Below are 14925 nucleotides of genomic sequence, written 5' to 3' on the forward strand. Positions count from 1 at the left end.
GCCTTACTGGAAAGCCGTCTCGAAGAAGCTCCTGAGCTTGCGCGAATGCAGCGCTTCGGGTGGCATGGCGGCAAGCTTCTGTATGGCACGAATGCCAATCTTCAGATGCTGGTTGACCTGCGTGCGGTAGAAGGCGGTCGCCATGCCCGGAAGCTTGAGCTCGCCATGCAGCGGTTTGTCGGAAACGCAGAGCAGAGTGCCGTAAGGCACTCGGAAGCGGAAGCCGTTGGCGGCGATCGTGGCCGATTCCATGTCGAGAGCGATCGCGCGCGCCTGGGAAAGACGCTTGACCGGTCCGCGCTGGTCGCGCAGTTCCCAGTTGCGGTTGTCGATCGTGCCCACGGTTCCGGTGCGCATGATGCGCTTCAGCTCGAACCCCTCGTACCCGGTGACTTCTTCGACGGCGGCCTCGAGCGCGACCTGCACCTCGGCGAGCGCCGGAATGGGCACCCAGACGGGCAGGTCGTCGTCGAGCACGTGGTCCTCGCGCATATAGGCATGGGCCAGGACGTAGTCGCCGAGGCGCTGGCTGTTGCGCAGGCCTGCGCAATGGCCGAGCATCAGCCAGGCATGCGGTCTCAACACCGCGACATGGTCGGTGATCGTCTTGGCGTTGGACGGACCGACGCCGATGTTGATCATGGTGATGCCGGCGTGGCCCTTCTTCTTGAGGTGGTAGGCCGGCATCTGCGGCATGCGCACGGACTGGGCGTCGGTCTCTGGACGGCTCGATCCCGCATGCGTGATGATGTTGCCGGGCTCGACGAAGGCGGTGTAGCCGTCGCCACCCCGTGCCATGAGCTCACGCGCCCAGGCACAGAATTCATCCATGTAGAACTGGTAGTTCGTGAACAGGACGAAGTTCTGGAAATGTGTGGCGCTTGTCGCCGTGTAGTGCGCAAGGCGGGCCAGCGAATAATCGATGCGCTGCGCCGTAAAGGGAGCCAGCGGCAGCGGTTCGCCCGGCGCCGGCTCGAATTCGCCGTTGGCGATCTCGTCATCGGTCGTGTTGAGATCGGGCGCGTCGAAAAGGTCGCGAAGCGGAACGTCGACGAAGGCGGCGGCCGAGGCCTCCACATGGCCTTCCTCGCCGAAGGCGAAGTGCAGCGGAATGGGCGTGGCCGATTCGGAGACGACAACCGAGACATTGTGGTTGCGCATCAGGAGGCCGAGCTGCTGCTTCAGGTAGTGGCGGAAGAGCTGGGGCCGGGTGACGGTCGTCGTATAGACGCCGGGAGCCGTGACATGGCCATAGGAAAGGCGCGAATCCACGTGGCCGAAGCTGGTGGTCTCGATGCTGACCTGCGGATAGTAGGCGCGGAAACGGGAGGTTGCTGGGGCGCCCCTTGCAAGACGTGAAAAGCTCTCGATCAGGAAGGCCGTATTGCGATCGTAGAGCGCTGTCAGCGCGTCGACTGCCTGGACCGGATCGTCGAAACTTTGCGGCTCGTAGGGCGGCGGGGAGGTGATCTCGGGGGGTGACAAAGGAGAGATTCGTTTGCTCATGCGGCATTATAGATGGTTGTTTTTAACAAGCAAACGACGCGTGCGGCGCAAAGCACGCCTTTGGCGACAGTCCTGCGCCTAAAACGCCATCTGCCTTCAGAGGGTCTGCGCGCAGTGGCCGCCCGCAGGCTGAACGCAGCCGAACATGGCGCCATACGAGATGTGCGCATTCTCGCGTGCGGCACGTTCGACCACTGCCGAGAAAGTGATCGCGAAGACCGCTGCTACAAGTGTAATAATGGTGAAACGCCGTGCCAGTATTGCCATTGCCGTTCCCCTTAGGATCGTTCCGTCGTTCATTCCCACCGATGGTCTTGTTTTGCCACAGGGCGGCTGAATGGCGCCTGATTTACCGGTTCATCGGTCGTTCAGGAAAGCAATGGCGGCGGCGTTCGTTTATGTCATTTGAAAGAGAAAGGAATTCAGCCATGGCGGCACCGATCGAACTTTATTATTGGCCGACCCCCAACGGGTGGAAGATAACCATCATGTTGGAAGAGCTGGGTATTCCCTACGACGTGAAATATGTGGACATCGGCAAGGGCGAGCAGTTCGCCCCGGAATTTCTCAAGATTGCTCCCAACAATCGCATGCCGGCCATCATCGATCCGGACGGCCCCGGAGGAGAGCCGATCTCCGTCTTCGAGTCCGGCGCCATCCTGCAATATCTCGGCCGCAAGTTCGGCAGGTTCTATCCCCCGGACGAGCGCAAGCGGGTGGACGTGGACCAGTGGCTCTTTTGGCAGATGGGCGGTCTCGGACCGATGGCAGGGCAGGCGAACCACTTCCGTCACTATGCGCCCGAGAAGATCGAATACGGCATCAAGCGCTATACCAACGAGGTCAACAGGCTCTACGGCGTGATGAACCGGCGCCTGGCGGACCGGGAATTCCTGGCGGGCGAATATTCGATCGCCGACATGGCAAGCTTCGGCTGGGCGCGGCAGTACGAGAATGCCGGGCAGGACCTGAATGATTTTCCGAACCTCAAGCGCTGGTTCGAGACGCTGAGCGCTCGGCCGGCCGTGCAGCGTGGTCTGGAAGTCGGCAAGGATGTCCGTGCCAGGCAGAAGCCGCTCTCCGAGGACAAGGAAGCGCAGAAGATCCTTTTCGGTCAGACGGCGCGGTAACAGCCCTCAGCATCAGTCCACCGCCTGTCGTGACGGGCGGTGGACTGGATGCGGAAGACGGGGCAGCCGGTTCTCCACTTGCGCGAATACCGGGAAACGCATCGGATTCCCGGCGCCTCGTGCTGTTGGCTTCCCGGGGGGGCGTCGGCAAATTGTGTCGTACCTATCGCGTACCAACGAGCCGCGACCGCAGCCCGCGCCAGGCTATACGCGTTGACACCGTCTATTATACTCTGGTATAGATTTTCGTGCTGAAACGTGGATTATCCGGGAATTTTTTGGATGATCCGGTCCTATTCCGATCAGCCATTGAGGCGGCGATTGCGACCCGCCGGCCTCAATATAATGTCGTAAGAAATTGCCGATACGCTTATGAAAGAACGTACCGGCTTATTTTATGTCTATGCGAAGCGCTCCGCCCTAAGTATGTCACATGCCCATGGTGATATCTGCGGGATGCTCGCACTTATGCGTGATGACCCAGCCAGGTTCCGGCCGCGCTGGGCGTGTTGGTTTTCGCTCCCAAAAACGGCCGGTCCACGCTAGACGACTGGGTCTCTAATCAGTCAAATCAGTATATGCTGTTGTTTTCCGGTTCGACGGGCCATGCCGGCCAATTGAACCCGTGCATGCGGTCGGGTCCCGTATAGTAGTCTCCTCGGCGGGGAACCGCTTGTCCCGGAACTGAGATGACCGGCCTGTCGGGCACGCCGGCCACCGGAGCGCTGCGAATGCTGCCGGTTTGGATATTCCGGTCGATGTGGCGGTTCTGGGCGACGTGCCTGTGCATGATGCGCTTTGTATGCATTGTCGATGTCATCGTGGGTTGGTCGGCGCTTGCGGCGAATGCTGCTTGGGAGCCGAAGAGGGTGGAGGCGGCAATAATCATTGCGCCGCCGATGCTTACGAGTGTCATCTTGGTCATTGGAGTTTCCTCTGCGTGCCGATGCTCGTTGGGAGATGAGCATTGGCAACGGTTGCTTCGGGCGCAATTCATGCCCTGTGCAGAGCGCACAACCGCGAAGACCACGATCGATTTTCGGTGAGGATAATGCGCAGATTCGAGGGTACTGCGTCCTTTGTAGTTCGCAAACCGCCCTTGCTACCGAGTCGGCTTGCGTACGCTCCGGTGGTGCATCATCGGGGCATTCGTCGTGTTGGAGGTGCTGCCAGTCGTCATGCTCTGGCCGGGCTGATGGGTGCGAAGTCGTCCCTGCTGGAACTCGCCCACGTCGTTGTAGGTCTGGTTCGTAGGAAAGGCACCCTGATAGTAGTCACCGTCGTTGCGGGCAAAGGCGGACGCCGTCCCGCCGGCAAGGGCGGCTACGACGATCGCCGCCGTCATGGCGATACTCATCGTCTTAGGCATGTGATTGTCCTTTCAGTTGGATTGCCGGCACGCGAACTTGCGACCTGCCTGCCGGCAATCCTGTTTCAAAGTGCTGCCATGTCCTTCGTACGGACAGGCGGCCTTGAGCCTTTCAGCCCTGGGCCGGCACGCGGTGAAGCTTGGTGTGGTGCTTTACCGGTGCCGCCGGCGCAGCCGCCGTGGAGACGGCGACGCTGGAGGTCCTTGCATGGTCGATGTGACCATCGAGCTGGCGAACCTTGTTGACATATGTGGGGTTCGGATCAGCTCCCTGGTAGTAGCTGTCTGCGAAGGCAGAAGCCGCACCGCCGACCGCGACGGATGCGAGAACTACTGCTGCTACCTGAATTTTTGCAATCTTGCCCATCTGGTCTTGTTCCTTCGTTTGCGAGTGCTTGAGGCTGGAATTGCTAGAGATCAGCCCTGCACAGGCACGTGGTGAACCTTGGCGTGGTGCATAACAGGCACAGTCTTGGTCGTGTTGGGGATGCCGGCGGTATGCATGTTGTCAGCGTGGCCGTCGAGCTGACGGACCTTGTTGACGTAGGTCGGATTCGGCTCACCGCCTTTATAGTAGTCACCGCCTGCAAATGCTGAAGTTGCACCGCCGACCGCGACGGATGCGAGAATTACTGATGCGAGCTGGATTTTTGCAATCTTGCTCATGTGGCATTGCTCCTTCGTTGTTGGGTGCCGGTGCGCGGACATCGGTTGCGCACAGGCACGGTTTTCCAGGCGCGGGGGAACGCCGGAATATTTCGGCTCAGAACTTACAGGAAGGTTCCCCGGCAGATTTGCCCGCCAGGTTAGTCCACCTGCGAAACACCAGCATCCGGGAGAGATGGGAGTTTCGATCTAGCCGGTTTTTGGGATGGAACTGCCCGCACGGACCATGCTGCATTTCTACAGCTGGGCGGCCTCGGGAAAGCTCCTGACGATCTCGCTCTCGCGTGTAGCGATGGCTGCCGTCTTAGGGGCGATTGGCACCCGTATAGTAATCGCCGCGGTCGGGAACACGGTCGGTCGGCACGATGGAACCGGATGCCCCGGAGTTCATCGTCTGGTCGCTACCCACGCTGCCCGTGCGGCTGCTGTGGTCGACCTGACCGTCATGTTGGCGAACCTGGTTGATATACGTGGGGTTGGGATCTGCACCCTGATAGTAGCTGTCTGCGAAAGCAGAGGCCGCGCCTCCCAATGCGAAGGAAGCAAGCACTGCTGCTGCGATATGAACCCTTACAATATTGCCCATTATCTATACTCCTACTGGTTGCTCTGTGACGCCACGCCGTTTGCGACCTGCGTGTCGGCACCCGTCTACCCTGCGCCGTGGCGCAGGAACTCATGAAAGGATTAGGCACATACCCGCGAAGAGATGCCTTCAATCCCGATGGCGAACGCCACCGCTCTCTTCGTGATGCTGCTTATTGCCCTGCCTCCGGTCGAAGGGCCGACGCAGGCCGTAGTCCTGCGTCGGCCAATATTGTTTCACACCGAGTGCTTCGGCTCAGAACGGGCTCGGGGAATAGGAGCCGGCGTCCGGCTGGCTTTCCTGGCCCATCGGGAAGATCGACTGTTCGCGATGAACGCGCACTGGCCGATTGGAGATGCTGCCGGTCGAGTTGGTATCGACGTTCGCGTTACGGTCGAGTCCGAACAGACCGCCCAGAATTCCGCCCGACTGCTGGAATTCACCCGTGTTGTTGTAGTGCTGCTGCGTCGGGAAGGCGCCCGGGTAGTAACCGCGGTCGTCGTTGTTGGCGAAGGCCGACGCGGCAGTGCCAAAGACGGCGGTGGCAGCGATGGCAGCAGCCATGGTGATGTTGGTGATCCTGCTCATTGTCCTGTTCCTTCAATTTAGTTGCCTTGCACCTGAGTTTGCGACCTGTGCATCGGCAGCCGTTTCAATTGCGGGCCATTTGCCCTCGACATCTCTGTCGCCACAGCAAGCCCTTCGGGAGAAGCGAACAAAAAACCCAGCTTTCCCAATGACCTAAACTGTCTTTTGCATGAGCCGAAAACGTAGCTCACCAGAAGAAATATGTTCCGCCAATCGAGCGAAAAAAGGGGCCGAGGTGTCATCTGGCCGTCAACAAGATGTGAAGTCGGTCTTTACCGGATTCCCGAATGCAACCGGATTTTCGCCGCCGACAGGATTTGCGAGTGCAGTGCAGCGCGCCGGCATTTTAACGGCGGCTGAAAATCGAGCATTTATAAGATATTGCAGCAAAGGTCGGGGGAAAAATGTCCAGGCGCATCCGGAGGTTGCGCATCGCTCGCATGGATCAAAATGAAGTCCCAAGGGCAAAACCGGATTTATTACAAATATTTCATGAAGCCCACATCAGGGCTTTGAGGCAAAATATGGCGCCATTTGTGACGCCCACGCGTGCGAAATAAGGCAAATAAGGCAAATTGCCGACCGGAAGTCGCACGTCTCTTTGCGCACGATTCGACGCTTCTGGGATGAGGGAGATGCCGATGGGGAAGGGATTGCCGGTACGAGGCGGAGTTTCGACACCGAATGGCGGACGCCGCCCGGAGGTAGGCAGCTTTACTTTTCGACGCCGCCGGCAGTGCGCGGCGGCGTCGTCTGCGTATGTTGTTTAGTAGGTCGGGCGGCTCGTGCCCTTGTAGTAGTCGCCGCGGCGCGGCGGCGTCTTGCGCGGAGCGGCGGCGGGGCCGGCAACGTCCTGGCCACCAACGGCGCCGGTACGGGCGCTGTGGTCGACATTGCCGCGGGCAGCGTCGTGACCCTGGTTGATCGGCGTCGAAGACGCGCCCTTGTAGTAGCTGCCGCCGGCGAATGCTGCCGAGGCGCCCAGGACCGTGGTCGCCAGGAGCGCACCGGCCACGGTGATGTTTGCGATCTTGCTCATTTTATTTCCTCTTGTGGGTGCCGCAGTGCCGTCTTGCGTCTGCGGAATGATTTCTGGTCAAAGCCGGCCGTGACCCACCTGGTCTTCGGCTTGGCCCCTCTCGCCTCCGAGCAGGAAGCCTGACGATGGAAATGGGAGAGGTTCCCTTCATCTGGCTTGGCTGCTGTTGAGCATTGCAGGCGGCGTCGCCCCCTGCGCCCTTTTGATATGAGCCAGTCGTAATGAAGCCAGAAGGGCGGGATTTATGAATCGAGTGTCAATGATTCACGAACAATTGAAGCTGCGGGATCAGCTCACAACCATTTTGTGAACAATAAGGCCATTCGGCAGCCGGGAAGGCGGCCACGGCTGTGTCTGCAACCGGGAAATATGCAGTACGATTAGTTGGTTAGTAGAGGTGAGGCGAGTTAATGCACCGAAAGATTGCATGAAGCATACAATGTTACAGAAATATGACGTAGGCGCCGGTCCCTGGCTTTTCAATATCGTTCAGAATTTTGAAATCACCGCAGACGGTCTTCGGAGGGCGGCAATCCGCATTCGTTTGCGTGTGTTTTCGAGACGAACGGCAATACGTCAGCGCCGATTCAGGGGCCCTTGGGCAGCCTGCGCGGTGACGAGTCGCCGGAATTTTTCCGAGGCTTGCTGATTTCGTGGTGAAGAAAGGGTTTAGTTTCAGTTCTGAATTTTCCGTTAACAGAACCGCGAAATCCTTAATTCTCAGGCGATCCCATGTTTAACGAAATCCCAAGTTTACCAAGCGTTTGGACTTTGTTTGTGTCAAATTAATCATGCATTTTAAGCGCTTCTTGAAAGCCGTTTGGCATAGTGAACCCATCAAACGAGCGGGGCAAACCCGCCGGCCGGAAAGATCAAAAGCCGCAAGAGACGGACCGATCTCGAAGGAAAAACAGGGCAAGTTCAACAGGCTGAAACAGGGATAAAACCGATGGCACGCTTCGAAATGCAGAATGCTGAAATGGCCACCATGGGTGGCGAGGCTCACGCCGACATCTTCTGTGAGATGGGTCTGATGTATGCGACCGGCCGCGGCTGCAGCATCAACCTCATTGCAGCCCACAAGTGGCTGAACATCGCGGCCATCAAGGGCTGCGATCGAGCCGCTGAACTGCGGGCGGATGTCGCCGCGACGATGAGCAAGATGGAGCTTGCGGAGGCGCTTCGCGCCGCACGCGAATGGATGACGATGCACTGACGGCCGTAGCGCCGGTGCTGAAAGACGGGCCGCCGGCCTCATGACGAGGCCGTAGGCCAGCGAGCCGCAAAGGCATGAATGCGAAACCGCGTCCGGCAAGACCGACGCGGTTTCGCCGCGTTTGGCTATTGCCTCAGGGTCCGCCGACCGTATTGAGGACTTTCGGCAGCGCCTCGGCAAAAAGCTCCATGTCTGCTTCCAGTCCGGTGCTGACCCGGATGCAGCGATTGAGAGGTGCCACGCCCGGCATGCGGATAAACACGCCGTGCTGCATCAGGCCATCGACGATCGCCCGGGCGTGGGTGCCGTCCCTGCGGCAATCGATCGTGACGAAATTGGTCGCCGAGGGCAGGGGTGCCAGCCCGCTGTTGCGCGCCACCTCTGATATCCTCTCGCGTGAAGCGTGGATCTTGTCGATAACGTCCCGAAGATAGGACTGGTCCTTCAGCGCCGCGAGTGCCGCGACGGTCGCCAGCCGGTTCATCCCGAAATGATTCCGGATCTTGTCGAAGGACTGCGCGGTCTCCGGCGTGCTGATGACATAGCCGACGCGGGCGCCCGCAAGCCCGTAGGCTTTCGAGAAGGTGCGGGTGCGCATGACATTCGGCATGTCGATCAGAGCGTCCACGGAGGGAAGCGAGCTTGCTGGTCCTGTTTCGCTATAGGCTTCGTCGAGGATGAGAAGGCAGGTCTCGGGCAATGCCTTTGCGAAGGCCACGACTTCCCGCGCATCCCACCAGCTCCCCATGGGATTATCGGGATTGGCGAAATAGACGAGAGGTGCATTTTGCCGTTTGACCGCTTCCAGAAGGCCGTTCAGGTCTTCCCGGTCCTCGACATAGGGCACGGCGACGAGCCGCCCGCCGTAACCCGCGACATGATAGTTGAAGGTAGGATAGCCGCCGAACGAACTGACGACCGGCGTGCCGGGCTCGACCACCATGCGGACGATCATGCCGAGCAGCCCGTCTATGCCTTCGCCGATGGCGATGTTGGCGGGCCCCGTGCCGAGATGCGCGGCGAGCGCAGCCTTAAGGGCATGGTTTTCCGGATCGTTGTATTTCCAGATATCGCCCGCTTCTTCACGCATTGCCTGGATGACGGAGGGGGCAGGGCCGAAGCCGCTTTCATTGGCACCGATGCGTGCCTTGACGGCGAGGCCGCGTTGCCGCTCGATCGCCTCCGGGCCGACAAAGGGAATCGTGGAGGGCAGGGAATTGACCAGGGGCGTGAAGCGCGAAAATCCAGGCATTATCCGATCGTCTTCCGGCATTGAGGGGTGAGAATTCACTCACCATAGCCGGCGACCCTGCTTAATCAATAGTCAGGAGAACGAGGCTGCGCCTATTTCTGAAGCGAGGGCCAAGTTGGGTTCGGCGCGCGGGACGAGCGGGTGGCGGCGAGCGCCTCGGTATTCCCGATCATGAAATCCGCGCGCACAATCCGTCTCAATGTTTCGGGATCGATGAGATTGATGAATTTGACGCCGACGCGCGAGTCGTTTCGATAAACCTCGGCGCAGCCGATGCGGTAGGCGAGGCCGAGGATGTTGAGATAGTAGTGAAGCGGCATGCCGATCGTAGTCGCCACGGTGAATGCAGCGCCGCCCTGGGAAATATCCACGATCTCGCAGCTGCGCATGGAGAGGCCGTTCAGGCAGGGCCGGACAGCAATGATCCGCGCGGGGCGTCTGACGAAGAAGCGCTCCCACCGGCGGTCGTAGACCTCGGACTTGACTGTAGCCAGATGCGTCGCATTCAGCATGGACATTGCTATTCCCCGGTTTGAACCGCCCTGAATCATTCTGGACTGGGACATCTGGAACATTGGCACGAATGTCTTGCACAATCGTCAAGGGCATATCGCCAATTTTAGCAATCGCTCCGGGAACTTCCATCACAGGCGCAATAGGTCGATTTCTTTCGAACTCTTTCAAGCCGGCGACGTTTGTCAAACGGGTGCAACAACGAGGAAGGGAAAGATGACCGATATCAAAATACCATGGGAGGCCTGGGTCGTCGTGTGTGACGGCGGCAAGGCCTTGATTATGCAGAATGCCGGAGATGCGGAGTTGATCAACCTCAGAGTCTACGAGACGCTGGTCCAGCCGAGCATTCCCGACCGGGAACTCGGCACGGGCAAGCCGGGGCGCACGCATCAGGCGGACGGCATGGGCGGCAGCGCCGTCGAGGAGACCGACTGGAAATCGCAGGCCGAGGAGGAGTTCCTGAAGAAGATCGCGAACAAGATGGATCAACTGGTCGAGGAAAGGGAGGCAAAGCGGATCATCCTCGTCGCGCCGCCGACCGCTCTCGGCTTCCTGAGGCCGCATATCAGGGCCAGCGTGCAGGCGGCGGTCACCGCCGAGATCCCCAAGGATCTGACGAACCTGCCCGTGGACGCCATCGAACGGCATCTCAGCGCATAGCTGGCAGCTCGGCCGATGTCCGTTCGGACCTTAGAGCTCGGCCTCGAAGCTCAGTCGCAGCACATGATGAAGGAATTCCTGGTTGATCAGCATGTTGAAGCTGATCGTGACGAGTTCGCCGTCGCGCTTTACCAGCGTGCAGCCGATCTCGTCGCGAATGCCGAGAATCTCCAGAAAGAAATGGTTGGGCACTTCGAGGCCGGGCGTCACTTCCAGCACGGCGCCGGCAAGCGTTATCGAGCGGATCAGGCAACGCACCTGCGTCTTGGTGCTGAGGTGGTGGCCAACGAAAATGATCTTGCCAGGCCGGTCGATGCCGAATTCCCGGTAGTTGCGCTCCGGCTGGTCGCCGTGCTTGTCGAGGTGCGTCTGCAAGGGCATCTTACCCTCCATTGTTCCTACAACCTGAAGATAGCGCCGGAAAGCTGACAAATTCTGAACGAGGTGGGTCAATTGCAAGCAATTCCGCCCCACACGTGCCCCGACCGTCCCGTTTTCGGCCAGTCTGGCCGCTCTCATGCGCGCTTGACAGCATCGCCGTCGCCCCCCATATCAACGGCCGGTCGAGGCGCCTGCCGCTCGCAAGCGAAAGCTATGGTGAAGTCCTCTTTCAGTTAAGGCCAATCAGCGCATGCTGACTGCTGGTAATGCGAGCCCCTTCCGTTGTCGCAAAATGCATGCCCCTGAAAGGCTTGATCCAATGACGATATCTTTGCCGACAGTCGGCGAACTGAAGATGTATGCCAAGCGGCTGCGCCATGCCATGGCGGAGCGTGGCACGGCAATACCGCACGGCGCGGCCCTCGAACTGGTTGCCCAGCAACACGGCGCGCGCGACTGGAACACGCTCTCGGCGATGGCTCCCCGCGAGCCAGCCACGATAGCCGGCCCGCCGGTTACCGTTGGCGATCGCGTTCGCGGGCGCTATCTCAACCGGCCCTTTGCAGGGAAGGTGCTGTCGCTGGCCGCGCTTCCCGGCGGAGAACAGTACAAGATCGTGATCCATTTCGACGAGCCGGTCGACGTGGTGACCTTCGAAAGCTTCTCCGCGTTCCGGCGCCGCATCACGGCGCAGATCGATGCGAAGGGCGTCTCGCCGAGGAAGACGTCGAACGGTCTGCCGCATCTCGTGCTGGAGCTTTGATCTCCCGCTAGATCAGGAAGGGTCGCGTCCGGCTCAGGATGCGACCCTTTCGCGGCCATAAGGCCTTACTGAAATGCCTGGATGCCCGTCTGCGCCCGGCCCAGGATCAGCGCATGGATGTCGTGCGTACCCTCATAGGTATTGACGGCTTCCAGGTTCATCACGTGCCGGATCACGCCATATTCGTCGGAGACGCCGTTGCCGCCGTGCATGTCGCGGGCCGTGCGGGCGATGTCGAGCGCCTTGCCGCAATTGTTGCGTTTCATGAGTGAAATAAGCTCGGCGGCGACACGGTGCTCGTCAAAAAGGCGGCCGAGACGCAACGCGCCCTGCAGTCCGAGTGCGATCTCGGTTTCCATGTCGGCGAGCTTCTTCTGGATCAGCTGGTTGGCGGCGAGCGGTTTGCCGAACTGCTTGCGGTCGAGCGTATATTGGCGCGCCGCATGCCAGCAGAATTCCGCAGCCCCCATCGCGCCCCAGGCGATGCCGTAGCGGGCGCGGTTGAGGCAACCGAAGGGACCGGCAAGACCGGATACATGCGGCAGGAGGTTTTCTTCGGGCACGAAGACATCCTGCATCTGGATCATGCCGGTGACGGAGGCGCGCAGCGAGAACTTGCCTTCGATCTTGGGCGTTTCCAGTCCCTTCATGCCGCGTTCGAGAATGAAGCCCTTGATCTTGCCGTCATGGCCATCCGACTTCGCCCAGACGACGGCGACGTCCGCGATCGGCGAATTGGTGATCCAGTTCTTGGCGCCGGAAACGCTGTAGCCGCCATCGACCTTCTTCGCGCGCGTGATCATCGAGGAGGGGTCAGAGCCATGGTCCGGCTCGGTCAGGCCAAAGCAGCCGACCCATTCGCCGCTCGCAAGCTTCGGCAGGTATTTGGCGCGCTGTTCGTCCGTGCCGTAGGCGAAGATCGGATGCATGACGAGCGACGACTGCACCGACATGGCGGAACGATAGCCGGAATCGACCCGTTCCACCTCGCGCGCGACGAGCCCGTAGGAGACGTAGTTGGCGCCGACGCCTCCGAATTCCTCCGGTATCGTCGGGCCAAGGAGCCCGAGTTCTCCCATCTCCGTCATGATCTCGCGGTGGAAGATCTCGTGGCGATTGGCCTCCAGCACACGGGTCGCAAGCTTCTCCTGCGCATAGGCCCGTGCCGTATCGCGGATCATCCGCTCCTCGTCCGTCAGTTGGTCCTCGAGGAGGAACGGATCCTCCCATACGAAGTCAGCCATGCGTGCGCGCGCCTCTTCCGGCGTTGTGGCGTGGTGATCGCTCATGTCTTTCGTCCCTGTATTTCCATCCCTGCGGCATTGCTACATCAGCAATCCCGATGCGGAAAGGGAGAAGATTGAGCCTGTCGGCGCAGCGGGGCGGGGCTCGTCAGCCGCCACTGATCGCGGTCAGCACGAAGACTTCGGCGCCCGGCGGAAGGGACGTCTTCAGCGTTGCCCGCTCGCCGTCCACGAAGATGTTGATATGCTTGCGCACCGAAGGCCGGGAATCGCGGATGCGATCCGCCATGCCCGGCCACCGCTCGTCCAGCGCGTCGATCATCTCGTTGACGGTCGCGACATGAAGGTCGAGCCGCCGCACCGAACCCGGAAAGAGATCGACAAGAACACCGGGCAGACGGACCTGCACCGGTGCTACGAGATGATGATGCTTCTCCTGCAGTTCCATGGCGTCGTTCCTAGCCGTCGAGCACCATGGTCTCGACCGAATAGACGGCGGGAAGGTGCTCGGCGATGCGCTGCCAATTCTCGCCTTCGTCGGCGCTGGCGTAAAGCTCGCCGGAACTCGTGCCAAAATAAATCCCGGCCGAATCCATCGTGTCCGTCGCCAGTGCCTGCCTCAGCACATTGAAGTAGACGTCCTGTTGCGGCAGGCCGTTTCTCAGGCTTTGCCAGGTCTTGCCCGCGTCACGCGTCCGCCAGACCGCCGTCTTGCCCTCGGGCACGAAGCGCCCGCCGATATCGCTGTTGAGCGGCAGGAGGTAAAGCACGTCCGGATCGCGCGGATGGGCGGCGGCCGGAAAGCCGAAGGTCGATGGCAGTCCTTCCTCGATGCTCTCCCATTGCTTCGCCCCGTCATCGCATCGGTACATGCCGCAATGGTTCTGCTGGTAGAGCCGGTCCGGTCGGCCGGCGCCCATCACGAGACAATGCACGCATTGACCGAATTCCGGGTAGTTCTGCCCCTCGGGAAGAAAGTCGGCGCGCGTGCCCCTGTTTCTCGTTTCCCAGGTCTTGCCGCCATCGGCGGTATAGAAGACGCCGGCCGCCGAAATCCCGACCCAGAGCTGGTCGGGATCATCCGGATGAGGCACCAGCGAGTGGAGGATCAGCCCGCCGCCACCAGGCGTCCAGTGTTCGCGAGAGGGATGCTTCTGCAATCCCTCGACATGCATGAAGGTTTGACCACCGTCGAAGCTGCGGAAAAGACCAGCCGGCTCGACGCCGACGTTCACACGGTCATGGGCCACGGCAAGCGACCACACCGCTTTGATCGGCGTGTCGCCGCTCTCGTAGTTGAGACCCTCGCTGGAGTGGGTCCAGTTTTCGCCGAGGTCCGCGCTCTGCCAGACGGCCCCGCCGAACCATTCATTGCCACCGCCCGCATAGATCTTGCCGGTCTTCGGATCGCCCACGACATGGTTGATCGGCCAGGTCGCACAATAGGGACCCTTGAGCTTCCAGTCGGAACGCTCCGCGCTGCTCTCGAGGATGAAGGCACCCTTCTTGGTGCCGACCAGTATAAGCACTTTCTTAGCCATTCCAGCCTCCCATTCCACCTCGGTTCTCATCATACTTCAGCAAGTGCTGTCGAATAAAGACGAACCGGAATGGCGTAGGTCGACATGGCCCAGCAGAAATTTGCGGGATGGGGTATTGGGATGCCGCGAGTTGTGAGGCGCTGCGGCAACTATGCGCCAGAGGCGGTCACCAGCTTGTTAGGTTAAACAACCTGTCCGGAAACATGGGGCAAGCTAATGAATGCCCACCAGTCTCATTGCGCGCTAGGGCAGTGAGCGTTTTGGCCCAATACACGAGTGCCCTAGCAACAGAAATTACCCTGTAATCGCGCCTTCGTTAGCCGGTCTGGCGAGCGCCGCAAATTTTGCGAGCACCCCTTTGGTGTACCTGGGCTTGGGTTGTCTCCAAAGAGCCCGCCGCCGCACGATTTCGTCCTCTTCCACCTCAAGCTGAAGCAGCCTGCGATGCGCGTCGATGGTAATCATATC

20 protein-coding genes are annotated in these 14925 nt (G+C 60.1%); 4 read left to right on the forward strand and 16 right to left on the reverse strand.

All coding sequences use genetic code 11. The features are described from left to right. Window positions 1-3: 3 nt before the first annotated feature. Window positions 4-1506: an AMP nucleosidase gene (locus EV286_RS03850; RefSeq protein WP_132955667.1), complete on the reverse strand. Its 1503-nt coding sequence runs from the start codon at window positions 1504-1506 to the stop codon at window positions 4-6. A gap of 96 nt (window positions 1507-1602) precedes the next feature. Then, the gene (locus EV286_RS31865; protein WP_165932773.1) at window positions 1603-1773 is read right to left on the reverse strand and encodes a hypothetical protein; all 171 of its coding nucleotides are present in this window, start codon (window positions 1771-1773) and stop codon (window positions 1603-1605) included. Between the two features lie 161 nt (window positions 1774-1934). On the opposite strand from EV286_RS31865, the gene EV286_RS03855 reads away from it, so the two are divergent. Continuing rightward, window positions 1935-2636 (forward strand): glutathione S-transferase N-terminal domain-containing protein, encoded by a 702-nt coding sequence (locus EV286_RS03855; RefSeq protein WP_132955668.1) that lies wholly within the window; start codon window positions 1935-1937, stop codon window positions 2634-2636. A 571-nt stretch (window positions 2637-3207) separates the two neighbouring features. Here the strand turns inward: EV286_RS03855 and EV286_RS03860 are convergent. The 7 genes from EV286_RS03860 to EV286_RS03890 form a co-directional block, all read right to left on the reverse strand. Next, window positions 3208-3561, reverse strand: a complete 354-nt coding sequence (locus EV286_RS03860; RefSeq protein ID WP_132955669.1) for a hypothetical protein — start codon at window positions 3559-3561, stop codon at window positions 3208-3210. Window positions 3562-3738: 177 nt separating this feature from the next. After that, window positions 3739-4005 carry a hypothetical protein gene (locus EV286_RS03865; protein ID WP_132955670.1) on the reverse strand — a complete coding sequence of 89 codons (267 nt, stop codon included), beginning with the start codon at window positions 4003-4005 and terminating at the stop codon, window positions 3739-3741. Window positions 4006-4117: 112 nt separating this feature from the next. Continuing rightward, complete coding sequence (locus EV286_RS03870) at window positions 4118-4372, reverse strand: hypothetical protein (RefSeq protein ID WP_132955671.1); 255 nt, start codon at window positions 4370-4372, stop codon at window positions 4118-4120. A 50-nt stretch (window positions 4373-4422) separates the two neighbouring features. Further along, entirely contained in the window at window positions 4423-4671 is a 249-nt protein-coding gene (locus EV286_RS03875; protein ID WP_132955672.1) for a hypothetical protein, read from the reverse strand. A gap of 304 nt (window positions 4672-4975) precedes the next feature. Beyond that, on the reverse strand, window positions 4976-5257 hold the full coding sequence (locus EV286_RS03880; protein WP_132955673.1) for a hypothetical protein: 282 nt from the start codon (window positions 5255-5257) through the stop codon (window positions 4976-4978). A gap of 255 nt (window positions 5258-5512) precedes the next feature. Beyond that, window positions 5513-5845, reverse strand: a complete 333-nt coding sequence (locus EV286_RS03885) for a hypothetical protein (protein ID WP_132955674.1) — start codon at window positions 5843-5845, stop codon at window positions 5513-5515. Between the two features lie 766 nt (window positions 5846-6611). Next, window positions 6612-6884 carry a hypothetical protein gene (locus EV286_RS03890; RefSeq protein ID WP_132955675.1) on the reverse strand — a complete coding sequence of 91 codons (273 nt, stop codon included), beginning with the start codon at window positions 6882-6884 and terminating at the stop codon, window positions 6612-6614. Window positions 6885-7833: 949 nt separating this feature from the next. Here EV286_RS03890 and EV286_RS03895 point away from each other — a divergent pair. Further along, the gene (locus tag EV286_RS03895; RefSeq protein WP_132955676.1) at window positions 7834-8100 is read left to right on the forward strand and encodes a sel1 repeat family protein; all 267 of its coding nucleotides are present in this window, start codon (window positions 7834-7836) and stop codon (window positions 8098-8100) included. A 133-nt stretch (window positions 8101-8233) separates the two neighbouring features. Here EV286_RS03895 and EV286_RS03900 read toward each other — a convergent pair whose 3' ends face one another. Further along, entirely contained in the window at window positions 8234-9352 is a 1119-nt protein-coding gene (locus EV286_RS03900; protein ID WP_132955677.1) for a pyridoxal phosphate-dependent aminotransferase, read from the reverse strand. 92 nt (window positions 9353-9444) lie between these two features. After that, window positions 9445-9870, reverse strand: a complete 426-nt coding sequence (locus EV286_RS03905) for a PilZ domain-containing protein (protein WP_132955678.1) — start codon at window positions 9868-9870, stop codon at window positions 9445-9447. Window positions 9871-10081: 211 nt separating this feature from the next. Between EV286_RS03905 and EV286_RS03910 the strand changes: the two genes are divergently transcribed. Further along, window positions 10082-10528 (forward strand): host attachment family protein, encoded by a 447-nt coding sequence (locus tag EV286_RS03910; protein ID WP_132955679.1) that lies wholly within the window; start codon window positions 10082-10084, stop codon window positions 10526-10528. 30 nt (window positions 10529-10558) lie between these two features. Here the strand turns inward: EV286_RS03910 and EV286_RS03915 are convergent, their stop codons facing one another. Next, window positions 10559-10909 carry a hypothetical protein gene (locus EV286_RS03915; protein ID WP_132955680.1) on the reverse strand — a complete coding sequence of 117 codons (351 nt, stop codon included), beginning with the start codon at window positions 10907-10909 and terminating at the stop codon, window positions 10559-10561. Window positions 10910-11228: 319 nt separating this feature from the next. On the opposite strand from EV286_RS03915, the gene EV286_RS03920 reads away from it, so the two are divergent. Next, on the forward strand, window positions 11229-11672 hold the full coding sequence (locus tag EV286_RS03920) for a glyoxalase superfamily protein (protein WP_132955681.1): 444 nt from the start codon (window positions 11229-11231) through the stop codon (window positions 11670-11672). A 65-nt stretch (window positions 11673-11737) separates the two neighbouring features. Here the strand turns inward: EV286_RS03920 and EV286_RS03925 are convergent, their stop codons facing one another. The 4 genes from EV286_RS03925 to EV286_RS03940 all read right to left on the reverse strand — a co-directional run bounded on the left by EV286_RS03925 (window position 11738) and on the right by EV286_RS03940 (window position 14922). Next, entirely contained in the window at window positions 11738-12961 is a 1224-nt protein-coding gene (locus EV286_RS03925; RefSeq protein WP_132955682.1) for an acyl-CoA dehydrogenase, read from the reverse strand. Between the two features lie 103 nt (window positions 12962-13064). Beyond that, the gene (locus EV286_RS03930; protein WP_132955683.1) at window positions 13065-13364 is read right to left on the reverse strand and encodes a MoaD/ThiS family protein; all 300 of its coding nucleotides are present in this window, start codon (window positions 13362-13364) and stop codon (window positions 13065-13067) included. 10 nt (window positions 13365-13374) lie between these two features. Beyond that, complete coding sequence (locus tag EV286_RS03935) at window positions 13375-14457, reverse strand: exo-alpha-sialidase (protein ID WP_132955684.1); 1083 nt, start codon at window positions 14455-14457, stop codon at window positions 13375-13377. Window positions 14458-14751: 294 nt separating this feature from the next. Then, entirely contained in the window at window positions 14752-14922 is a 171-nt protein-coding gene (locus tag EV286_RS03940) for a dihydroxy-acid dehydratase (RefSeq protein ID WP_245500602.1), read from the reverse strand. Window positions 14923-14925 lie beyond the last annotated feature (3 nt).

Source organism: Rhizobium sp. BK251 (genome assembly GCF_004345245.1).
GTDB lineage: Bacteria > Pseudomonadota > Alphaproteobacteria > Rhizobiales > Rhizobiaceae > Rhizobium.

Coding starts and splice junctions, on each gene's coding strand:
- EV286_RS03870 (WP_132955671.1), bottom strand. CDS start 4,372: ATGGGCAAGATTGCAAAAATTCAGGTAGCAGCAGTAGTTCTCGCATCC.
- EV286_RS03925 (WP_132955682.1), bottom strand. CDS start 12,961: ATGAGCGATCACCACGCCACAACGCCGGAAGAGGCGCGCGCACGCATG.
- EV286_RS03885 (WP_132955674.1), bottom strand. CDS start 5,845: ATGAGCAGGATCACCAACATCACCATGGCTGCTGCCATCGCTGCCACC.
- EV286_RS03920 (WP_132955681.1), top strand. CDS start 11,229: ATGACGATATCTTTGCCGACAGTCGGCGAACTGAAGATGTATGCCAAG.
- EV286_RS03860 (WP_132955669.1), bottom strand. CDS start 3,561: ATGACCAAGATGACACTCGTAAGCATCGGCGGCGCAATGATTATTGCC.
- EV286_RS31865 (WP_165932773.1), bottom strand. CDS start 1,773: ATGGCAATACTGGCACGGCGTTTCACCATTATTACACTTGTAGCAGCG.
- EV286_RS03850 (WP_132955667.1), bottom strand. CDS start 1,506: ATGAGCAAACGAATCTCTCCTTTGTCACCCCCCGAGATCACCTCCCCG.
- EV286_RS03940 (WP_245500602.1), bottom strand. CDS start 14,922: ATGATTACCATCGACGCGCATCGCAGGCTGCTTCAGCTTGAGGTGGAA.
- EV286_RS03855 (WP_132955668.1), top strand. CDS start 1,935: ATGGCGGCACCGATCGAACTTTATTATTGGCCGACCCCCAACGGGTGG.
- EV286_RS03895 (WP_132955676.1), top strand. CDS start 7,834: ATGGCACGCTTCGAAATGCAGAATGCTGAAATGGCCACCATGGGTGGC.
- EV286_RS03875 (WP_132955672.1), bottom strand. CDS start 4,671: ATGAGCAAGATTGCAAAAATCCAGCTCGCATCAGTAATTCTCGCATCC.
- EV286_RS03890 (WP_132955675.1), bottom strand. CDS start 6,884: ATGAGCAAGATCGCAAACATCACCGTGGCCGGTGCGCTCCTGGCGACC.
- EV286_RS03905 (WP_132955678.1), bottom strand. CDS start 9,870: ATGTCCATGCTGAATGCGACGCATCTGGCTACAGTCAAGTCCGAGGTC.
- EV286_RS03900 (WP_132955677.1), bottom strand. CDS start 9,352: ATGCCTGGATTTTCGCGCTTCACGCCCCTGGTCAATTCCCTGCCCTCC.
- EV286_RS03935 (WP_132955684.1), bottom strand. CDS start 14,457: ATGGCTAAGAAAGTGCTTATACTGGTCGGCACCAAGAAGGGTGCCTTC.
- EV286_RS03930 (WP_132955683.1), bottom strand. CDS start 13,364: ATGGAACTGCAGGAGAAGCATCATCATCTCGTAGCACCGGTGCAGGTC.
- EV286_RS03910 (WP_132955679.1), top strand. CDS start 10,082: ATGACCGATATCAAAATACCATGGGAGGCCTGGGTCGTCGTGTGTGAC.
- EV286_RS03880 (WP_132955673.1), bottom strand. CDS start 5,257: ATGGGCAATATTGTAAGGGTTCATATCGCAGCAGCAGTGCTTGCTTCC.
- EV286_RS03915 (WP_132955680.1), bottom strand. CDS start 10,909: ATGCCCTTGCAGACGCACCTCGACAAGCACGGCGACCAGCCGGAGCGC.
- EV286_RS03865 (WP_132955670.1), bottom strand. CDS start 4,005: ATGCCTAAGACGATGAGTATCGCCATGACGGCGGCGATCGTCGTAGCC.